Annotated in this window: 12 protein-coding genes and 1 pseudogene; 4 read left to right on the top strand and 9 right to left on the bottom strand. The window is 57.4% G+C overall.

The window, feature by feature from the left end:
* Positions 1 to 16: 16 nt before the first annotated feature.
* The 6 genes from EPN96_02390 to EPN96_02365 form a co-directional block, all read right to left on the bottom strand.
* Positions 17 to 2,272 (bottom strand): hypothetical protein, encoded by a 2,256-nt coding sequence (locus EPN96_02390; GenBank protein ID TAL18156.1) that lies wholly within the window; start codon positions 2,270 to 2,272, stop codon positions 17 to 19.
* Positions 2,273 to 2,355: 83 nt separating this feature from the next.
* A complete protein-coding gene (locus EPN96_02385; protein ID TAL18155.1) occupies positions 2,356 to 3,066 on the bottom strand; it encodes a DUF1003 domain-containing protein in 711 nt (236 codons plus the stop codon).
* 70 nt (positions 3,067 to 3,136) lie between these two features.
* A complete protein-coding gene (locus EPN96_02380; protein TAL18154.1) occupies positions 3,137 to 6,226 on the bottom strand; it encodes an efflux RND transporter permease subunit in 3,090 nt (1,029 codons plus the stop codon).
* The gene (locus EPN96_02375; GenBank protein ID TAL18153.1) at positions 6,223 to 7,728 is read right to left on the bottom strand and encodes an efflux RND transporter periplasmic adaptor subunit; all 1,506 of its coding nucleotides are present in this window, start codon (positions 7,726 to 7,728) and stop codon (positions 6,223 to 6,225) included. The genes EPN96_02380 and EPN96_02375 overlap by 4 nt, the downstream gene beginning before the upstream one ends.
* Before the next feature lie 5 nt (positions 7,729 to 7,733).
* Positions 7,734 to 9,182: a TolC family protein gene (locus EPN96_02370; GenBank protein ID TAL18152.1), complete on the bottom strand. Its 1,449-nt coding sequence runs from the start codon at positions 9,180 to 9,182 to the stop codon at positions 7,734 to 7,736.
* The gene (locus EPN96_02365; protein ID TAL18151.1) at positions 9,179 to 9,847 is read right to left on the bottom strand and encodes a TetR/AcrR family transcriptional regulator; all 669 of its coding nucleotides are present in this window, start codon (positions 9,845 to 9,847) and stop codon (positions 9,179 to 9,181) included. The genes EPN96_02370 and EPN96_02365 overlap by 4 nt, the downstream gene beginning before the upstream one ends.
* A 163-nt stretch (positions 9,848 to 10,010) precedes the next feature.
* Here EPN96_02365 and EPN96_02360 point away from each other — a divergent pair, with 163 nt between their 5' ends.
* On the top strand, positions 10,011 to 11,150 hold the full coding sequence (locus tag EPN96_02360) for a mechanosensitive ion channel (GenBank protein TAL18150.1): 1,140 nt from the start codon (positions 10,011 to 10,013) through the stop codon (positions 11,148 to 11,150).
* 14 nt (positions 11,151 to 11,164) lie between these two features.
* Positions 11,165 to 12,967, top strand: coding sequence for a tetratricopeptide repeat protein (locus tag EPN96_02355; protein ID TAL18149.1), 1,803 nt, complete (start codon positions 11,165 to 11,167; stop codon positions 12,965 to 12,967).
* A 346-nt stretch (positions 12,968 to 13,313) separates the two neighbouring features.
* Here the strand turns inward: EPN96_02355 and EPN96_02350 are convergent, their stop codons facing one another.
* Positions 13,314 to 14,609, bottom strand: a complete 1,296-nt coding sequence (locus EPN96_02350) for a transporter substrate-binding domain-containing protein (GenBank protein ID TAL18148.1) — start codon at positions 14,607 to 14,609, stop codon at positions 13,314 to 13,316.
* Between the two features lie 424 nt (positions 14,610 to 15,033).
* Positions 15,034 to 15,537 carry a hypothetical protein gene (locus EPN96_02345; GenBank protein TAL18147.1) on the bottom strand — a complete coding sequence of 168 codons (504 nt, stop codon included), beginning with the start codon at positions 15,535 to 15,537 and terminating at the stop codon, positions 15,034 to 15,036.
* A 192-nt stretch (positions 15,538 to 15,729) separates the two neighbouring features.
* On the opposite strand from EPN96_02345, the pseudogene EPN96_02340 reads away from it, so the two are divergent.
* Together EPN96_02340 and EPN96_02335 are read left to right on the top strand one after the other, a co-directional pair.
* A pseudogene (locus EPN96_02340) lies at positions 15,730 to 15,834 on the top strand (ABC transporter ATP-binding protein).
* A 16-nt stretch (positions 15,835 to 15,850) separates the two neighbouring features.
* On the top strand, positions 15,851 to 15,985 hold the full coding sequence (locus EPN96_02335; GenBank protein TAL18250.1) for a hypothetical protein: 135 nt from the start codon (positions 15,851 to 15,853) through the stop codon (positions 15,983 to 15,985).
* A gap of 28 nt (positions 15,986 to 16,013) precedes the next feature.
* Here EPN96_02335 and EPN96_02330 read toward each other — a convergent pair whose 3' ends face one another.
* Positions 16,014 to 17,108, bottom strand: a complete 1,095-nt coding sequence (locus EPN96_02330; protein TAL18146.1) for a hypothetical protein — start codon at positions 17,106 to 17,108, stop codon at positions 16,014 to 16,016.
* Positions 17,109 to 17,832: the final 724 nt, after the last annotated feature.

Here is a 17,832-nt window from a genome sequence, read left to right as displayed (position 1 = left end):
TTTTAGGGTTGAGCAACTACTCCGCTTTAACGGGGCGCACTGTGTCGATTTGGCACACGCCCATGTAGGCGATTGAGACCCCCGACTGCACGGCGGTGCAGTAATTCGGGTAGGTAATCCCGTCGCAGCCGCAGACGGGGTCCACACTCTGGATGCAGGCAACCAGAAAAGAGGTGCATGTTCCGGCCCCTGCGCACTGCCCATCGGGCTTTAGACAGAATTCCCCCTCTCCCGTGCATTCAGAGGAATCCGAGCAAGCCTGGGTTATAACAGGGGTGTGGACACAACCTTTGGCGTCGGCAAGACTGTCCAGCGGCGAGCAGGTATCGATGGTGTCGATTGAACCGTCGTAGCAAAGGCCGCCATTCGCAATGGCGCGACAGCCCTGCGTGGTCAAGCAGTAATCGGAGGTACAGTAAACGCCGTCGTCGCAGGTGACCTGCGTGTGATAGCAGCCTGTTTCAGGAGAGCAGCCGTCGAGGGTGCAGGCGTTCGCGTCGTCGCAGGAGGCTGCGGTATGGAGGCAGATTCCCTCGGATGCCGACCAGGAGTCCTCGGTGCAGGGGTTATCGTCGCCGCAATCGGGCGGGGTGAAGACGCAGCCGCCCGCCAGAGGGTCGCAGGAATCGGTGGTGAGAACGTTCAGATCGTCGCAGACCGCCGGTTCAAAGACGCACTGTCCGGCTTGGGCCGACCACGAATCCTCGGTGCAGGGGTTGTCGTCCCCGCAAGCGGGCGGAATAAAGACGCACTTGCCCTCCAGAGAGTCGCAGGAATCCGTGGTAAGCGGATTTAAATCGTCGCAAACCACCGGCGCGTTCAGGCAGATCCCCGCCTCCGGCGACCACGAATCGGCGGTGCAGGGATTTAGGTCCCCGCACTCCGGGGGGGTGAAGACGCATTCCCCCGTGTCGGGGGCGCAGGAGTCCGCCGTGAGGGGGTTTAAATCGTCGCAGACGAGGGGCTCATTGACGCAGACGCCCAGAGTTTCCGACCAGCCGTCGTTTGTGCAGGGGCTTAGGTCGCCGCAATCGGGCGGGGTGTTGACGCATTCGCCGGTGAGGGGGGTGCAGGAGTCGAGAGTCAGAAGGTTTCCGTCGTCGCAGAGAATTCCTTCCGCGCCCGCGCACAGCCCGCCGCCGCAGGCGTCGTTCACGGTGCAGGGGTTGTTGTCGTCGCAGGAGGTTTCAAGGTAGGAGGTGATGCACTCGGCGAGGCCGGGAGCCGTGGAAACGCAGCTTTCGCTGGTGCAGGGGTTCAGGTCGCCGCAGTTCTGGAGGCCGAGAAGGCAGCGGTCGCAGGCGTCGCCGATTCCGTCGCCCCCGGCGTCTTCCTGCCCGGCGTTCTGGACGGCGGGACAATTGTCGCAGGCGTCTCCCGCGCCGTCCGAGTCGGCGTCGGCCTGGGAGGGGTTGAAAACACCCTTGCAGTTGTCGGCGAAATCGTCGTCCGCGCCGTCGGAGTCAAGGTCGATTACCGGAGGTCCGTCCCCTCCGCTGCAGTCTTCGTCGATGCCGTTTCGAGTGGCGTCCGGCGCGCCGGGGTGTCTGGCCCAGTCTGCGTCGTCGCAGTCGAAGCAGGAAGCGTAGGAGTCGCCGTCGGCGTCGAACCCTTCGTCCTTCGTCCCGTCGCCGTCATTGTCCTTGCCGTCGCAAAGCTCGGTAGCGCCGGGATATATCTCTGCGTCCGAGTCGTCGGGGTCGCAGCAGGAGGCCGTGCGGTCGCCGTCGGAGTCGGGACCTTCGTCCACTAGGCTGTCGCAGTCGTTATCCTTCCCGTCGCAGGTTTCGACCGCGCCGGGATGGACCGAAGAATCGTTATCGTCGCAATCGAGCGGTTTTTGGGAGAAATCGAGGGTGGAATAGGCGTCGTTGTCCGCGTCGGCGGGGTCGCCGTAGCAGAACTTGCGGTTGAAATCCCTCTCGCCGAAGTCGAGGGCGGAATCTCCGTCGAGGTCGATTCCGCTTTCGAGCAGAACCCCTCCGCCGGGGCAATCCTCGCCCGGAGGGATCTCGCTGACTTCGGCGACGGCCTTTTGGCCGGACTGATCGCAAAAAGAGAGGCTGTTGCGCGCTTCGGAGGAATCGAGGGTCTTGTCGGCGTCGCTGTCGGGGCCGAAGGTGACGGTCAGGCCGCCGTCGTAGCATTCGGGCGCGTTCAGGGAGACGCTCCAGGCGAAATTCTGGTTTTCGGCGTATTTCTCTCCCCCCGGCTGGGCGGAGCAGCCCGCCAAAAGAGCGAGAAAGACAAGGGCGGACAGCACCTTCTTCATCGAACTCCCCTCCTTTTGCCGTAACGCCGCAACTGCGGCTCATACCGTAAGCCTGTTTTACGATGAAAAAGAAGTTAAGTTACTTACGCTTTTTCCCGGCCCTTCTTTCGGAGCTCGTCGATAAGCTCAAGCTGCACTTCCTGTATCTCCACAAGCCGCTCCCACTGCTTCGACATGATGTGGTCGAGCTTCTGGTGGAGGTGGCGTATCTCAAGCTCTGCCTTGAGGTTAACCTGATAATCGTTTGAGGCGCGTATACGGTCGCGGTCCTCCTGCCTGTTCTGGCTCATCATGATTATCGGGGCCTGCACGGCGGCGAGGCAGGAGAGAATGAGGTTAAGAAGGATAAAGGGGTAGGGATCGAAGGGCCTGGCCATGACCAGGTAGGAGTTGACGACAATCCACGCGGCTATGACCAGAAAAAAGGCTATGAGGAATGCCCAGCTTCCGCCGAAATTCGCTATCCTGTCGGAGAGTCTTTCGCCGAAGGTGAGAGCCGACTCGAAATCCACCTCGGGGTTTTTGGATATCGTCTCATGCTCCCGGAGACTCTCCAGCACCTCCCTTTCGATCAGGGTCAACTCGCCGCGCTCTTCCTCAAGAAGGTCTTCGACGTAAACGTGCCTGAATTTCCGAAGGTCCCTGTCGCAGACCCACCCCTTTTCGTTCCAGTTTCCCGTCGCCTTGCGTATCAGTTCGCCAATGACGGGGCGGACCATGACGGCGGGCTGGAGTTCGGAGGTTGCGCCGCATATCTGGCAGACCTTGTCGGGATGTCTGTTCTTCGGGCTCATCTTTAGCTCCGCTGGCTGACTTTTTGAAAAATCCGATCTCTCAGGACTTTATACCAGCCTGAGCAGAAAATCACACGTGATGCTGCTGCTCTTTTTTCCCCCTGAAAAGGTTTTTCATCCTGCGCTGCGCGCCGTCGAGATAGGTGTAGAAGACCGGGGTGACGTAAAGGGTGATGAACTGCGAGAAAGCCAGTCCGCCGACGACAGCGAGGCCCAGCGGCCTTCTGGATTCCGCGCCCGCGCCGTAACCGAGCGCTATCGGCAAGGTTCCCATCAGCGCGGCCATCGTCGTCATCATGATCGGCCGAAAGCGGATTACGCACGCCTCCAGTATCGCCTCCATCGGCTCCTTGCCCTCCTTGCGCTCCGCCTCGATGGCGAAATCCACCATCATGATGGCGTTCTTCTTGACGACGCCGATGAGCATGATGAGGCCGACGTAACTGTAGACGTTCAGTTCCATCTTGAACAGATACAGCGTCAGCAGCGCTCCGAATCCGGCGAAGGGAAGTCCGGAGAGAATCGTAAGCGGGTGTATGAAACTCTCGTAAAGGATGCCGAGGACCATGTAGATGACCAGTATGGCGAGCAGCAGGAGAGTCGCCATGCCCGCCTGGGAGGACTGAAAGGCCTGGGCGGTGCCGCTGAAGGAGCCCGTGATTTCGGAGGGGAGAACCTCTCCGGCGGTCTTCTGCACCGAGGCGACGGCGTCGCCCAGGGATACTCCGGGCCTGGTGTTGAAGGAGATTGTCACAGCGGGTAGCTGTCCGGCGTGGTTGACCGAAAGCGGTCCTATCGACCGTTTCAGAGACGTTACGACGGAGAGCGGCACCTGATCGCCCCTTGTGTTCCTGACGTACAGGATGTCCAGCCCCGCCGGGTCGAGCTGGTACTGCGGAAGCACCTGCATTATTACCCAGTACTGGTTGGTAGGCGTGTAGATGGTCGAGACCTGGCGCGCCCCGTAGGCGTAGTAAAGGGTGTTTTCGATCTGGTCGGCGGAGATTCCGAGGGCGCTGGCCCTGTCGCGGTCGATTTCCACCGTAACCTGCGGGTTCTTGAGCAGGAGGTCGCTCGTCACGTCCATGAGGAGCGGGTTTTCACGGAGCCTGGCCTCCAGCGCGGGAGCCGATTCGTAGAGGCTGTCGAGGCTTGGTCCCTGAAGGGTATACTGGTAGCTGGCCTTGGAGAAGGTTCCGCTGAGGCGTATGGGCGGCGGCACCATGAAGAAGGCCCTGATTCCGGGAATCTGACCCAGTTCGGGGCGAAGCTGTTCGATTACCTCCGTGGCGCTCGTTGTTCTCTCCTCGCGGTCTTTCAGGCGAAGGAACATTCTGCCCTGATTCGAGGAGCTTCCCGAACCGGCGGAGGACATGAAGGCGGCGACGTTGGGGTTTTTGGCGACAACCTCCCCAACCGCCTGCTGGTGCTTCACCATCGAATCGAAAGAGATGCCCTCGGCTCCCTCGGTGATGCCGGAGATCATGTTTATGTCTTCGCTCGGCAAAAACCCCTTGGGCACCATCCTCGCAAGCTGAACCGTCCCGAGCAGGATGAGCAGCGAAAAGACCAGCGCGGTCTTCCTGTGGCGGACGAACCAGCGAAGGCTCCGTTCGTAGTACCGCAGGCTGAGGTCGAACCCTTTCTCGAAGAACTGGAAAAGCGGGCCGTGTTTCACCCCGGCGTGGCTTTTGAGGAAGCGGCTGCAGAGCATCGGCGTAAGGGTAAGGGAGACGACGCCGGAGATGAGGATGGCGACGCTTATGACTACCGCGAACTCCCGAAAGAGCCTCCCGATGATGCCGCTCATGAAAACGAGGGGGATAAAGACCGCCGCAAGGGAGATCGTCATCGAGATGATCGTGAAGCCGACCTCTTTTGCCCCGTCCTCCGCCGCCTTGAAGGGATTTTTCCCCATCTCCATATGGCGGACGATGTTTTCGAGCATGACTATGGCGTCGTCAACGACGAAACCCAGCGAAAGGGTCAGCGCCATCAGCGAGAGATTGTCTATGCTGAAACCGAAGAAATACATCGCGGCGAAGGTGCCGACTATGGAGAGAGGCAGCGCGACGCTGGGTATGAGAGTGGCCGAGAGGTTTCGGAGGAATACGAAGATGACCAGTATTACGAGGAAGAAGGTCAGTATGAGAGTGAACTTGACCTCGTCCACCGAGGCGCGGATGGACTGGGAGCGGTCATAGAGCACGTCCACCTTTACCGAGGCCGGGAGTTGTTCGAGTATTGAGCCGAGGGTATTTTTCACCGAATCGGCGACGGCGACGGTGTTGGTGCCGGGCTGGCGCTGGATGGCCAGCACGATGGCGCGGTCCTTCACGAACCAGCTCGCGACCTTGTCGTTCTGGACGCTGTCGTAGACCTCGCCGAGGTCGGCAAGGCGCACCGGGGAGCCGCCCCTATAGGCGACAATAAGCTGCCGGAAACCCTTTGCGTCCTCAAGCTGCCCCGTGGCGCGTATCATGAGCGCCTGATCGGGTCCCCAGAGGGTGCCGGTGGGCATGTTGACGTTGCCGAGGCGCACCGCGCTCGCTACCTCTTCGATGCCGATTCCCTTTGTCGCGAGCAGCTTCGGATCGAGCTTTATTCTCACGGCGTATTTCTGAGAACCGTAGATCTGCACCTGCGCCACGCCGGGAAGGGTGGAGACCCTCTGCGCTATCATGGTATCGGCGTACTCGTTCAGCGCCGGAAGAGGAAGGGTGTCGGAACTGAGAGCCAGAAAGAGTATGGGCTGGTCGGCCGGGTTGACCTTCTGGTAGGAAGGCGTGGTTATCTCGCGGGGAAGTTGCGAAAGGGTCTTGGCTATCGCCGCCTGAACGTCCTGCGCCGCCGCGTCGATATCCCTGTCGAGGTTGAAGGTCATGGTTATCGAGGTCGAGCCGGTGGACGAACTGGAGGTCATCTGGTCGATGCCCGCTATCGTCGAAAACTGCTTTTCCAGCGGGGTGGCGACGGCGGAGGCCATCGTCTCCGGGTTAGCTCCCGAGAGACTGGCGTTGACCTGAATGGTGGGGAAATCGACGTTCGGCAGGTCGTTGACGGGCAGATATCTGTACGCCATCGCGCCGAAGAGGATTATGCCCAGCATGAGGAGGGTCGTCATGACCGGGCGCTTTATAAAGAGGCCGGAGACGCTCACTTGGCGGCTTCCTTTGAGGTTTCGGACGTAGCGCCCACGGGCGGCTTGATCATAACCGTAGCGCCGGGAGTGAGCCTTAGCTGCCCGTCCACGACGACGGTCTCGTCGGCGGCCAGTCCCTCTTCGATCACGGTCAGAGAGCCTTCCGAGGGCCCCGGCCTGACGGGACGGAGGGATGCGGTCATGTCCGCGCCGACGACGTAGAGGTACGGCCCCTTCTGCCCGGTCTGAATCGCTGGGGAGGGCGCGAGCACCGCGCCGCCGAGGGTGTAGAGAGTGAGGCGAAGGTTGGTGAACTGGCCCGGCCAGAGAGCCCCGTCGGAATTCTCGAACTCCGCCTTAAGCGCTATGGTGCCGGTGGCGCGGTCAACGGCGTTGTCCACGAAGACTATCTTGCCCTCGCGCGTTTCGCCAAGGCGGCCGGGAAGCTCGGCCTTGACTTTCAGCGTCCCTTCCTTCCTGTAGCGCATCACGTCCGGGAGGTCACCCTCGGGAATGGCGAAGCGGACAAGTATCGGGTTTAGCTGGTTCAGGGTGACGAGGCTCGCGTCGTTGGCCTTTACGAGGTCGCCTGCCCTCGCCGAAATAGAACCGGCGAGGCCGGAAAAGGGCGCGGTGAGGGTTGTGTAGCCGAGCTGGATTTTCGCGTTCTCGATAGCGGCTCCGGTCGCCTCACCCGAAGCTTTCGCCGACTCGACCGAAGCTCTCGCCGCCTCCACCTGGGCCCTTAGCGCCTCGGCGTTGGAGCGGGAAGCCTCCGCGCTGGAACGGGTTGCCTCAATGGTCGCCTTGCTTGCGGTAAGAGAGGATTCGGCGGCGGTCGAGCCTGTCTTTACCTGCTCGAACTGCTCCTTTGTGACGAAATCCTTCTCCATCAGGGTCTGATAACGTTTTTCCTGCGCCCCGGCGAGGCTGGCCTGCGCTTCGGCGGTCTTCGACTGCGCCTCTGCGACCTTTGCCTGAGCCTCGGTGGTGCGCACCTGCGACTCGGCGGTCTTCGCCTGCGCTTCGAGGGCGCGAAGCTGCGACTCGGCGCTCCTCGCCTGCGCTTCCCAGCGCGAAAGCTCGGCTTCGAGCTGCTTGATGTTCCCTTTTATCGGCCTCGGGTCGATCTGGAAGAGCACCTGCCCGCTTTTGACGGCGTCGCCCTCCCTGAAGCGCACCTCGGTGATGAGACCGCCGATCTGGGAGCGGACCTGAGAGGAGCGCAGAGGCTCGACGGTGCCGACCACGTTCACCGACACCGGGAAATCGGCCTTTTGGGCCTTCGCGACGACAACCGGGACCGGCGGGCGTTTTGCCGCGCCGGGAGAGGCGGACTGGGGAGACGCGGCGGACGGAGCGGTTCCCTTGTCCCCCTCCTTTTTTGAACAGCCGGTTAATGCGAAGAGTGCAAAGGCCAGCAGCAGCACAACCGCCAAAGCCCGGTAACCCGAGAAAAGTTTTTTCGTCATCACTGCTCCTGAATACTTAACCGCCTTTTGGCAGTGGCATAAATTCATTGGATTTACAGGTTTGATTCGCCGTGAAGGCCGAGAAGACCCGTGTCGTGCGCGAGTTGGGCTAGAGAGGTGTACCACTCCCACCTCGTCTGCACCCCCTGCGAGCGGGCGTCAAAGAGGGCCGCCTGCGCCGTGAGGAGATCGACTATCGTGCCTACGCCCTCCTGATAGCGGCCGAGGGCGACCTCTTCGGCCTCCTGCGCGCTGGTTAGAAGGTCGTCGGAGGTCTTTACCTTCTCTCCGGCGGTGACGAGAGTGTAATAACCCGCGTAGACCTGAAAGATAATCTGCTGCGCCAGTCCCCTCTCCCTCTCCTTCGCGCTCTTTGCCTCCTCCCTCGCCCGCTCGACGTTGTAGGTGTCGTAATAGCCGGTGAAAAGGGGGTATTGAAGGAGAAGGCCGACGGAGTAGGAATCCTCGCGCCTGTCCACGGCCGTGTTTTTCTTGCTCTCGTTCACGTCGTACCAGGTGACGCCGGTGGAGGCGTTCAGGGAAAGGGTGGGAAGCCCATCCCCTCTCGCCTTGGCGACCTGCGCCGAGGCGGCCTTCGCCTGTTCCCTCGCCGCGAAGAGATCGGGCCTTCGGTCGAGCGCCTCCTCGATGAGGGAATCTACGTTTCCGGCGACGCTTTCAAAGGGAACGTTCCCCGGAAGCTCCTCGATGTCGAAGGGGAGGTTCGCCGGAAGCCCCATCGCCGAGGCGAGGCCGCCCCGCGTGGTGGCTATCTGCCCCTCCACCGTCTGGAGAGCGAGCTTCGCCTGGGAGACCGCGGTGCGCGCCGAAAGGACGTCGGCCTTCGTGGCGACTCCGGCTTCGTGGCGGGCCTCGGCGGCCTTAAGTATCGTCTCGGCCCTCTCGAGGTTCTTTTGCCTGGCCGAAAGGAGCGCCTTCGTGGAAAGGTAGAGGTAGTAGGCCCTGGAGGTCTGGAGAACCGTGTCCTGAATCACCTTGTTCTGCGTCCAGTTGGCGGCCAGAAGGGCGCTTCTGGCGCTCTCTTCGGAGGCATCGCGGGAACCGAAATCCAGAAGGAGCCAGGAAAGCGTGAGCGCAGGGGCGAGCGAGGTCTGCTTCGAGACGAAATCCTTGCCGGTGTCGTTCGTCTCCTTGTAATTGAGTCCCGCCGAGGCGGTCACCTTCGGCAATTCGGCTGAACTTGCGATGCCTTCCCTGGCTGCGGCTGCTTTTGCGTCGTGCCAGGCCGCGCGGGTGGCGGGGTTGTTCGCCAGAGAGACCTCCAGAACCTCTTTTAGCCCCCACTTCTTTTGGGCGAGTTCGGAGGGTATCTCGTAGGCTGGCTTTACTCCCTTTGCTTCCGCCTCCCTTGCGGGAGGGGTCCACGGCTGGGAGGCCGAGGGGGAAACGTCCCTCGCCCTCTCGGGTCCGGCTACGCAGCCCAGCAGAGTCACGGACACGAGCGCCGCCAAAAATCCAGGTAATATCCTTTTCATTTTCATTCAACCCCGTATGCGCGAAGTCCGCCCATCGAGAAGGCGACGATGTGTTCACAGATTTTGTCGATCAGTTCGGCGTCGTACTCGCGCCCCAGAGCCTTTGTCACGACCCGGCGGGAGCGCACGAAATGGGTCATCTGCCCGATCATCGAAGAAAGGACGAGGAAGGAGGATTCCTGCGTTATGCCCGGAATCACTCCGGCGAGGAGGTCGTGAATCGCCTTCCGGGTGGGCGCTATGAGCTCTCTCATTATGATTTCAAAACCGAGGCCGGGAGACGATATCTCCCGGAAAAAGAGGGCACAGTCCTCGGCGCAGTCCTCGCTGGAGACGATCGAAGCGAGGTTGAAGCGGACAAAGGCGCGTATACCGGCTTCAAGAGCGGCTTTGGGGTTGTCCGTCCCCTCAACCGCCCTGGAAATGGCTTCCATTCTTGCGCCCTGCCAGTATTTAGTCCTTTCGGCGAGTATCTCAAGGTAGAGGTTCTCCTTGCCGCCGAAGTGGTAATTGACCGCCGCGACGTTTACCCCGGCCTCCTCGGTTATGTCGCGTATGGAGGTTCCGGTAAAACCGTTTTTCGAGAAAAGTCTCTTTGCGGTTGAAAATATGCGGTCGCGGGTGGACTCGTGATTCCAGTCCCGCCCGGCGTAGTCTACGGCGTCTTCCAATATGGCTCTCCCTTCAGAGTGTTTTAATCGATAGATTAAATCAGTTGTTTTAAACGGTCAACGACCATTTTTCCGGTCTTCGGCGGTTACCCAAATAGCTTGCCAACGGCGCTCCCGGTGATTAATCTCTCCTCCAGGGAATTTATAGTTTGGAGGCGGATTTATGGATTTCATGCAAAGCGAATTTTACGGCAATCCCGTATCGGCCTACGCCATCTTCCTCGGGTTCGTGGCGGGGGCCTGGGCGGCGGCGCGCATCGCCCGCCTGATAATCCTCAAGCACGTTGCCAAATGGGTCGAGAAGACCGAATCGAAGTGGGACGACGTAATAATCGACGCTGTCAAAGGCCCCGCCGTATGGCTGGTCGTCGTCGGCGGCATGACGCTCGCGAGGGAGGGACTCGTCCTTTCGCCGAAAGCTATCCTGTGGACCAACCGGGCGCTGACGGCGGGCGTCGTTTTCACCTTCTTCGTCGCGGCTTACCGCCTGATCAGGGGCGGGGCCGACCTGATGGCCGAAGAGTACGTAAAAAAGAAAACGGCGGAGGGAGCCGACGAGGCCGAGATAGCCGCTACTGTCCGGCAGGTGGCGCGGATAAAGCGTCAGGTCAGCGAGGTCGCGGGGATGGTCATCATCCTTCTGGCCCTCCTCACCACCCTTTCAAACCTCGGCGTGGACCTGAAGGCGATCTGGGCCTCTCTCGGCATCGGCGGCATCGCCCTTGCCCTCGCCGTAAAGGACCCCCTCGCCAACATCGTAGGCAGAATGTACATCTACTCCACGGGAATCTTTGACGAGGGGCAGGCCATAGAGTTTGAAAAGTGGTCCGGAACTGTCACAAAGATAGGCGTCTTCCGCACCTCGATGGAGCTTTCCAGCGACCTCGCCATCGTGACGATCCCCAATGCCGAATTCATAACCAAGGCGGTGAAAAACAACTTCGGGCGAACGAGATTCGTCTACAAGTGGGATCTCGACCTCCCCTACGCGGTAAAAGCCGATAAGATAGAAGAGCTCATCTCCAGGTTAAAGGAGCACCTTCTGGCAAAGCCCGAGGTCATCCCCGGCCAGACTTACGTCTATCTCGACAGGCTGGACAAGCAGTCCAAGGTCGTTCGGGTCTGGTTTCAGGTGAAGTTGCCCGACTGGCCCGCCTCCGCACAGTACGGGAGCAAGGTTCTTGGGGAGATACAGCGCATCTTCGACTCGATGGACCTCGACTTCGCCTATCCCACCTATACCGTGAAGATAGAGGGCGGAGTAGGAGAGAAGGCGAAAGCGCCCGTCGAAGAAAGCCGCTGACCGTTTTTTCACTGATGCGCTTAAGCCGGCAGGAAGCCATGCGACCAAAAAAAGTCAGTTGTGAAAGAAAGGCCGGATGCCGGGAAAACGAAGCCACCTCGCCGACCGCCAAGGGCAGCCTGCCGGAATGGGACTGGGCGGCGCTTGCCTTTGTTTTTCTCGCTGCGCTGACCTTTGCGATTTACTGGAAAACCTTCGACTTCGCTCTGATTAATCTCGACGACGCCCACTACACCACCAAAAACCCGCTGGTAAACGGCGGGCTCTCCGCCTCCGCAGTCTGGAGCGCCTTCACCACGGTCTACGACAGTTTCTGGATACCCGTTACCTGGATATCCTACATGGCCGACGTAAGCCTTTGGGACGCGATCCCCGGGGGTTTTCACCGGACCAACGTCATTTTCGCGGCCCTGAACGCCGGTCTTTTTTTTCTCTTTCTCCGGTACTCTACGGGTTCAGCCGCCAAAAGTTTTTTCGCAGCCCTTTTATTTACCGTTCATCCGCTGAGAACGGAGTCCGTGGCCTGGATAACGGAGAGGAAGGACGTGCTGGCTGTCTTCTTCTTCCTCCTCACCCTTCTTTCCTGGGTCCGCTACACCAAGACAGAGCGGAAGGTGTGGCTGGCGGCGGCTTTCGGGCTGGCTCTTTTGGGCTGCATGGCGAAGCCGGTGCTGATAATCCTCCCGCCCGTGCTCCTCATCATTGACTTCTGGCCCCTGAAACGCTTTCCTGAAGGAAAGTGGCGCGAAAGCAGGAAGGCGATTCTCAAACTCGCTATCGAGAAATGGCCCTTTATCGCGCTCTCCATCGTTTTCGCTCTCCTTACCCTCTACACCCAACAGGGGGCCATGCCCGAGTCGCGGGGCGGGGTGAATCGGCTGCTTTTCGGCGCGGCCAACCTGCCCAGGGCGTATCTTTTCTATCTCTGGCGGACTTTCTGGCCCTCGGGCCTCTTCATGCAGGCTTCCATGCCTCTCGATCCTCTGGCGACAGCTCTGGCGGCAGCGGGGTATCTCTTTATAGCCGCAACCTCCTTTTTAGCCGTAAAATATGCTGAAAAGGTTCCCGAATTCGCCTTCGGCTGGTTCTGGTATCTCGCCGCCCTTCTCCCAAACAGCGGGATACTGCCCGCCGGCCTTCAGCTTTTCTCCGACCGCTTCAGTTACATTCCTCATATGGGAGTAGCCGTAGCCTTCGTCTGGGGGGCGGACAGGCTCGCCGCGCGCCTGAACGTTCACAAAACCGTCAGGGCTTTGACTGCCCTTGTGGTAGCCGCACCGCTTTTCTGGTCTTCTTTCGTTTGGGCGGGATACTGGAAAGACTCCCTCACTCTCTTCACCCAGGTAGATAAAGACTCCGGCGGCAAAAGCGCCATGGCGAAGAACGGAATCGGCCAGGCTAAACAATCCGTGGGGCTCCCCCGGGAAGCAGCCCTCTACTATAATCGTGCCTTCGAAATCGACCCTCTTTACCCCGATCTCGCCGGACGCCTTATAGCGGCCTACCTGAACTCGCGGGATTACGACAACGCGCTTCGGGTGGCGAATCTGGTTCTTGCCGATTCTCCCGGTGACGAGGGTGCTTCCATCTACGCGGCGAAGGCCATGTCCGCCAAGGGCGACGGGCTTGGCGCCACGCTGAAATGGATTGAAAACTACCGCCGCTGGCCCGGCAACCCGGAGGTGCTCTCGGCCCTGTCGCGTTACCCGAACGGCCTTGCCGGAGCCCTTAGGTTCGCCGGAGACGAGCTGGCCTCGCGCGGACGGCCCGCCGAAGCCGAAAGGTACTATGCGGAAGCGCGAAAATACGGGTATTGAACCGGCGGCATCGAATTACCGCATTTAAACGGAAAAGGGCGCGCCCGAGACGCACCCTTTCAGATTGCTGACAAACTTCGTCTTTTCTCCGATTTACTTCGTCAGGCTCAAAAAACGATCCTCAAAATACAAAGGAGTATTCCTCCGGTCATTTTCCTCGCCTTCCTTGTTCTCGAAGAAAATACTGTGTTTGCCGCAATCTCAGTCTGTTGACCTGTTGCTCCCTTATTGTTCTGTTTTTTGTGCGGAAAACTTCTCTTTTCGCCACAAATGACTTTGTCAACAGCCTGAAAGGGCGCGCCCGAGACGCACCCTTTCAAGTTCTTCGTGAGAGAAGCTGCTTTTTTTACTCTTCAACGCCCCTGAAAATACGGAGTTCGCCGGAACCGCCGAAACGGGAGGACGGAATGTTGCGAAGCAGCCGAAGCTGCATGAAGTACAGCCTTCTCTCGCGCTCTATCTGCATCCTGTTCCGTTCTCTCTCCATCGACATCTCCTGATCCCTTTTAATCTTCTCGTCGCCTTCCTTTTCGATACGGGCCTGAATCTCCGCCGCGTCCTTCTCGGACTGTTCCTTTACCGCCTGCAGCGCCCCCTCCTTGTGGGAGGTGAGCTTCTTGGCGACCTCGGTGGAGACATTCTGGGTTACCAGAAAACCCGGCATGACAAGCTGGTATATCGGCGTATCGACGTCGAGATAGACTTGGTCGCCGATTACCGACGAGACCTGTCCGTTGCCGATGAAATCACCGTCGAGGTTGTAGACGGCGACGACAGCTTTGGGAATGAAAGAGCCGCTGAGGCCGACGGCGAGATAGCGCGGGGGTTTGGCGGCCTTTCTGACTATCGACCCGTAGGCGGCCGGAGGGCGGTCGCCTATTTGCGTGAACCACTTGTTCCAGATTGAATCCGCCTCGCCGCTCTTGTCCAGCTCGTCGATAATCGAATTTATCCTGTCAAGAAAGGCGGTATCGCCCTTTCTCGCGCCGAAAACGTAATGCTGCTCGGATATCAGGAGGTCGGAAATCTCGAATTCGTCCGAGGGCAGGGCCTGCATCAGATCGGCCAGTATCGCCTGATCGGTGCTTATCGCAACGATCTCCCTGTTTACCAGCGCCGCCAGCGCCTGACCGTAGTTGTCGAAGGGCACTATGTCCACGTTGACGCAGACGTTTCTGGCGCAGGTTTCCGAGGGAGTTCCCACCACGACGCCGAGTTTCTTGCCGAAAATATCCTTTAATTCCTTCACCTCGCCTTTTCTGCCCAGAAACCCCTGCCCCGTGATCAGGTAGGTCTTCGAAAAATCCATCGCGAGGCCGCGAACCGGGTCGCGGGTGAGGTTTCCGGCGAGGATGTCGACCTGGCCTTCGAGAAGCGCCTTGAGGCGGTCCGAAGGATTTACCGCCACGAGCTGAAGGGAGACTCCGAGCCTGGCCGCGACCGCCGTGAGGTAGGAGGGGTCGAGACCGATTATCGCGCCGTTGATGTCAATAAAGCTGAAGGGAGGAGAATCGTTCAGAACCCCCGCGACGATGACTCCCTTGGCCTTTATCTTGTCGAGGGTGGACTGGGCGCTCGCCAAAGCCGGAAACAGCAGGAAAACGCACAGCAAAAAGACGACGCTGCTGAAAAATTTTTTCATTTTTTACCCCTTTCGCAATCTCACCGGCAAATTTTCGTCAACGCTTAAAAGGATGCCATCGTTTCCCTTAAGGTCAATTCAGAGCATGAAAAAACTTCCGTTTCGCCAAAACAAAAAAGCCCCGCAAGATGCGGGGCTGGGTGAATTGTCGGATTTCACGTTGTTCAATCCGACCACGGCTCTTTCAATCGATGCGTTACGCTGCTCTAACACATCCTACGAGACCGTAAAAGACGCTGGATTCACGCCTGCGCGGGAATGACGTGTTCTTTGTTTTCTCTACGGCACAGGATTTTGGCGCGAGGCAAGGAGCCCGTAGCGAGCGCGACGAAGACAGTATCGTTTATACGGCGAGGAGCGCGACCGAGAAGCGACGATGCTCTGCGGCAAAAGCCGAAGCCGTCGGAAATAGGAAGCCGGGTGGTCAGTTCTTAGGTGGCGGTCCGATGTCGAAAACGTTCTGAACGTTCATATACGCACAATTCGACATCTTGTTGTCGCAGGCGAAAAGCGCGCCGTTTTCCCCGTGGATGTAGATGCCTATCGGCCGCAGATCGATGTAATCGACGGTGAGGACGTTGAAGGGGCCGACTCTGGCGGTGAGGATGGGTATGCCCCTTCTCTTGACGGAGACGGATCTTTTTACGTCGTCGGTCCTGACCTTGAAAGCCGGGTCTTCCGCGATGTTGCCGGAGACGGCCCACTGCCAGGGCTCGTGCGGGTCTTCGGTCAGTTTGGCGAGCCATACCTGCGGCGTTCTTCCCTTTCCGACGAGGAGGGGCGGAAACCCCTCGGCCTCAACGAAATAGCGGACGTTCACGGCGCGCAGGCCGCAATAGTTCACGCTCTCGAAGGGCTCGTAACCTTTCGGAGGGGAAAAAACCTGTGAGGGTTTCTCTTCGCCTTGCAGATTCTTGAAGTCGCTCATGTTAGACGCCGTCTGTAAGGGTAATGAATCAAACATACCGCACGTTTTTATTTTATGAGAGAAAACTCCCTTTGGCAATGCGATTTTATCATTTTTCTCAGTTAAAGTCCCTTTCCGGGCTCTGAGGGTTGACGCTCTCACCGTGGAGTTTTAGTATCGCCTCTTCACGATGTTTTAAAACAGCGGGTAAAGATGCTCGAAATAGAGTCGATTCACACTTTTTACGGCAATATAGAGGCGCTCAAAGGCGTCTCGCTCCGCGTCGGCGAGGGGGAGATAATCACCCTCCTAGGGAGCCAACAGGGCGGGCAAAATCACGACCTGCGTCGTGCAATCTCCGACCGCATCCACGTACTCGACTACGGCCGGAAAATCGCCGAAGGCACCCCCGGCGGAGATAAAAGAAAACCCGGCGGTCATAAAGGCGTATCTGGGGGAAGAGGGGTAAGGCGATTACCTCTGATTGTCAAAACCTATTACTTAACTACCACATTCCCATTGATATAAATAGTTAGTCCTTCAAGCCTATTTGACAACATCGAAGAAACTTTTTTCTCAATATCTTTAGGAATATACATAGAGATTGAATTACTGGTGCAAGCTAAGTTGAAGTCTTCTCCAGAATATACAGGCCTGTTTTCGGCGTACCGATCCCATTCTTGCAAAGTATCGCATAAAAACAGAAGAAAGGCCAACGGCGCTAATTCAAAAGATATTTTTTGTTTAAACCCAGCATATGAGCTCTCAATGTTATGTATAAACAGAGCAGAAGATGCCGATACGATGTCTAAATCAAAATTGGTTTGATTATAATTAAAATCATTAGATACAACATCTTCAGTTTTTCTATTTGGATTATTAGCACAATAAATGGCATCTACAACTTTTAATTGAGCCAAAGCGCTTATAACACCATGATCGGTTTTATTTTGATTATTTAGCCAATTATAGTAATCATCAATATCTATATCTAGCCCCCATTCTCTTAATCTCTGTTGTATAAGCGCATTTGAGTCTCTGCCTCCACACAACATGTTGAGATTAGTTGGCAACAAGTCTGATGTGACTTGCGGAGAAGGAGCACCCGATTTCCTAATTATGTCGTTTAATTCGTTTGTAAATTGGACATCTATGTTTTTGGCAATTTCCACTGGATACCCTAAATCATGCGTTGGCCCACATAGCTTCCACATGAATGGATAGTCAAAGCGTGATTGTTCAGGTGTGGGGAAATCTACAGTTTCTAAAAAATAGACGCCCAAAAGAAATGTGTTGATTGCATGAACGACGTGGTCTCTGACCCATGGTTGCAAATCTTGGATTTTAGGCTCAATCTTTGCAAGTTTTCCTAAAAATTTAACAATATCTCCCTTCCCATGGATATCTAATATTTTTTCTATGATATCTATTGATGTCTCTTGGCGTTTTTCAAATTTTCCCCTGCATAGCTTGCCTTCTTCAAATTCAAGAGGTTCTTGTAATTGTTTCAATTCATCGGGATTGACGTAAACACTATATTTGCTTTTTAATTTTCTCCCTACCTCATCTAATATTTTTTTTACAATATGCATTTTACATCCTAATAAAATTTTGTAAGTTGTTAGGGCGAAGATATTGCCAACAATTACAAAAAACTACCATGACAATGTTGTAATTTTAAAGCGATTGTATATGATTTTTTTACTGTTCTCAATCTATTAGTAGTGTATAGGGCTACTCGCCAACCAAATAATAAAAACCTTAATGTAATTCTATGGTTGCGGGGCTATCCGCCCCGCGCCCGGACCCCATCTTCTTTTAGCGCCAAAAGAAGATGGGGGAGAAGAAAGGCGCGCTCCCTTTGTGCCCAAAGCTCGCTCGTTCGTCGCTCGGCGAGCGCGCAAATCGCCACGGGCTCATGGCGCGCTCGGAACACCCTCGCTCTCTCACTCGCTGGGCACCGGAGAGCGTGGGGAACGAAAAGAAGGCTCGCAAATGAGCAAGGTAATTGTTGCTCACTTGCTCGAAGGTAGTTTGTTTGCAACTATTCCAGAATCCGTGTAGACAACCTACCTTCGAGTCCAAAAACATTTCATAATCTCGTTTTTGGACGAGCCTTCACTTCGTCCTTCTCGGGGCCCGTACGCGGCGCAACGAGTGTAGGCGTCGGGCCGGCGCGGGGTCTTAGCGGAGCGAGTGCCCCGTACGGCCCAGCCGGAACGAAGTGGTCGCGCTTTTTAAAGCGCGAGCGACGGGTCCGGGCTGAGTTTTGGGCCACCTTTTGCTCACTCAAAAGGTGGCTAGGAGCGCGAGGCA

It is taken from the genome of bacterium, from assembly GCA_004322275.1.
Classification (GTDB): domain Bacteria; phylum Desulfobacterota; class Deferrisomatia; order Deferrisomatales; family BM512; genus SCTA01.
Note: the sequence above shows the minus strand (reverse complement) of the source record. Positions and strands in the feature narration are given on the sequence as shown.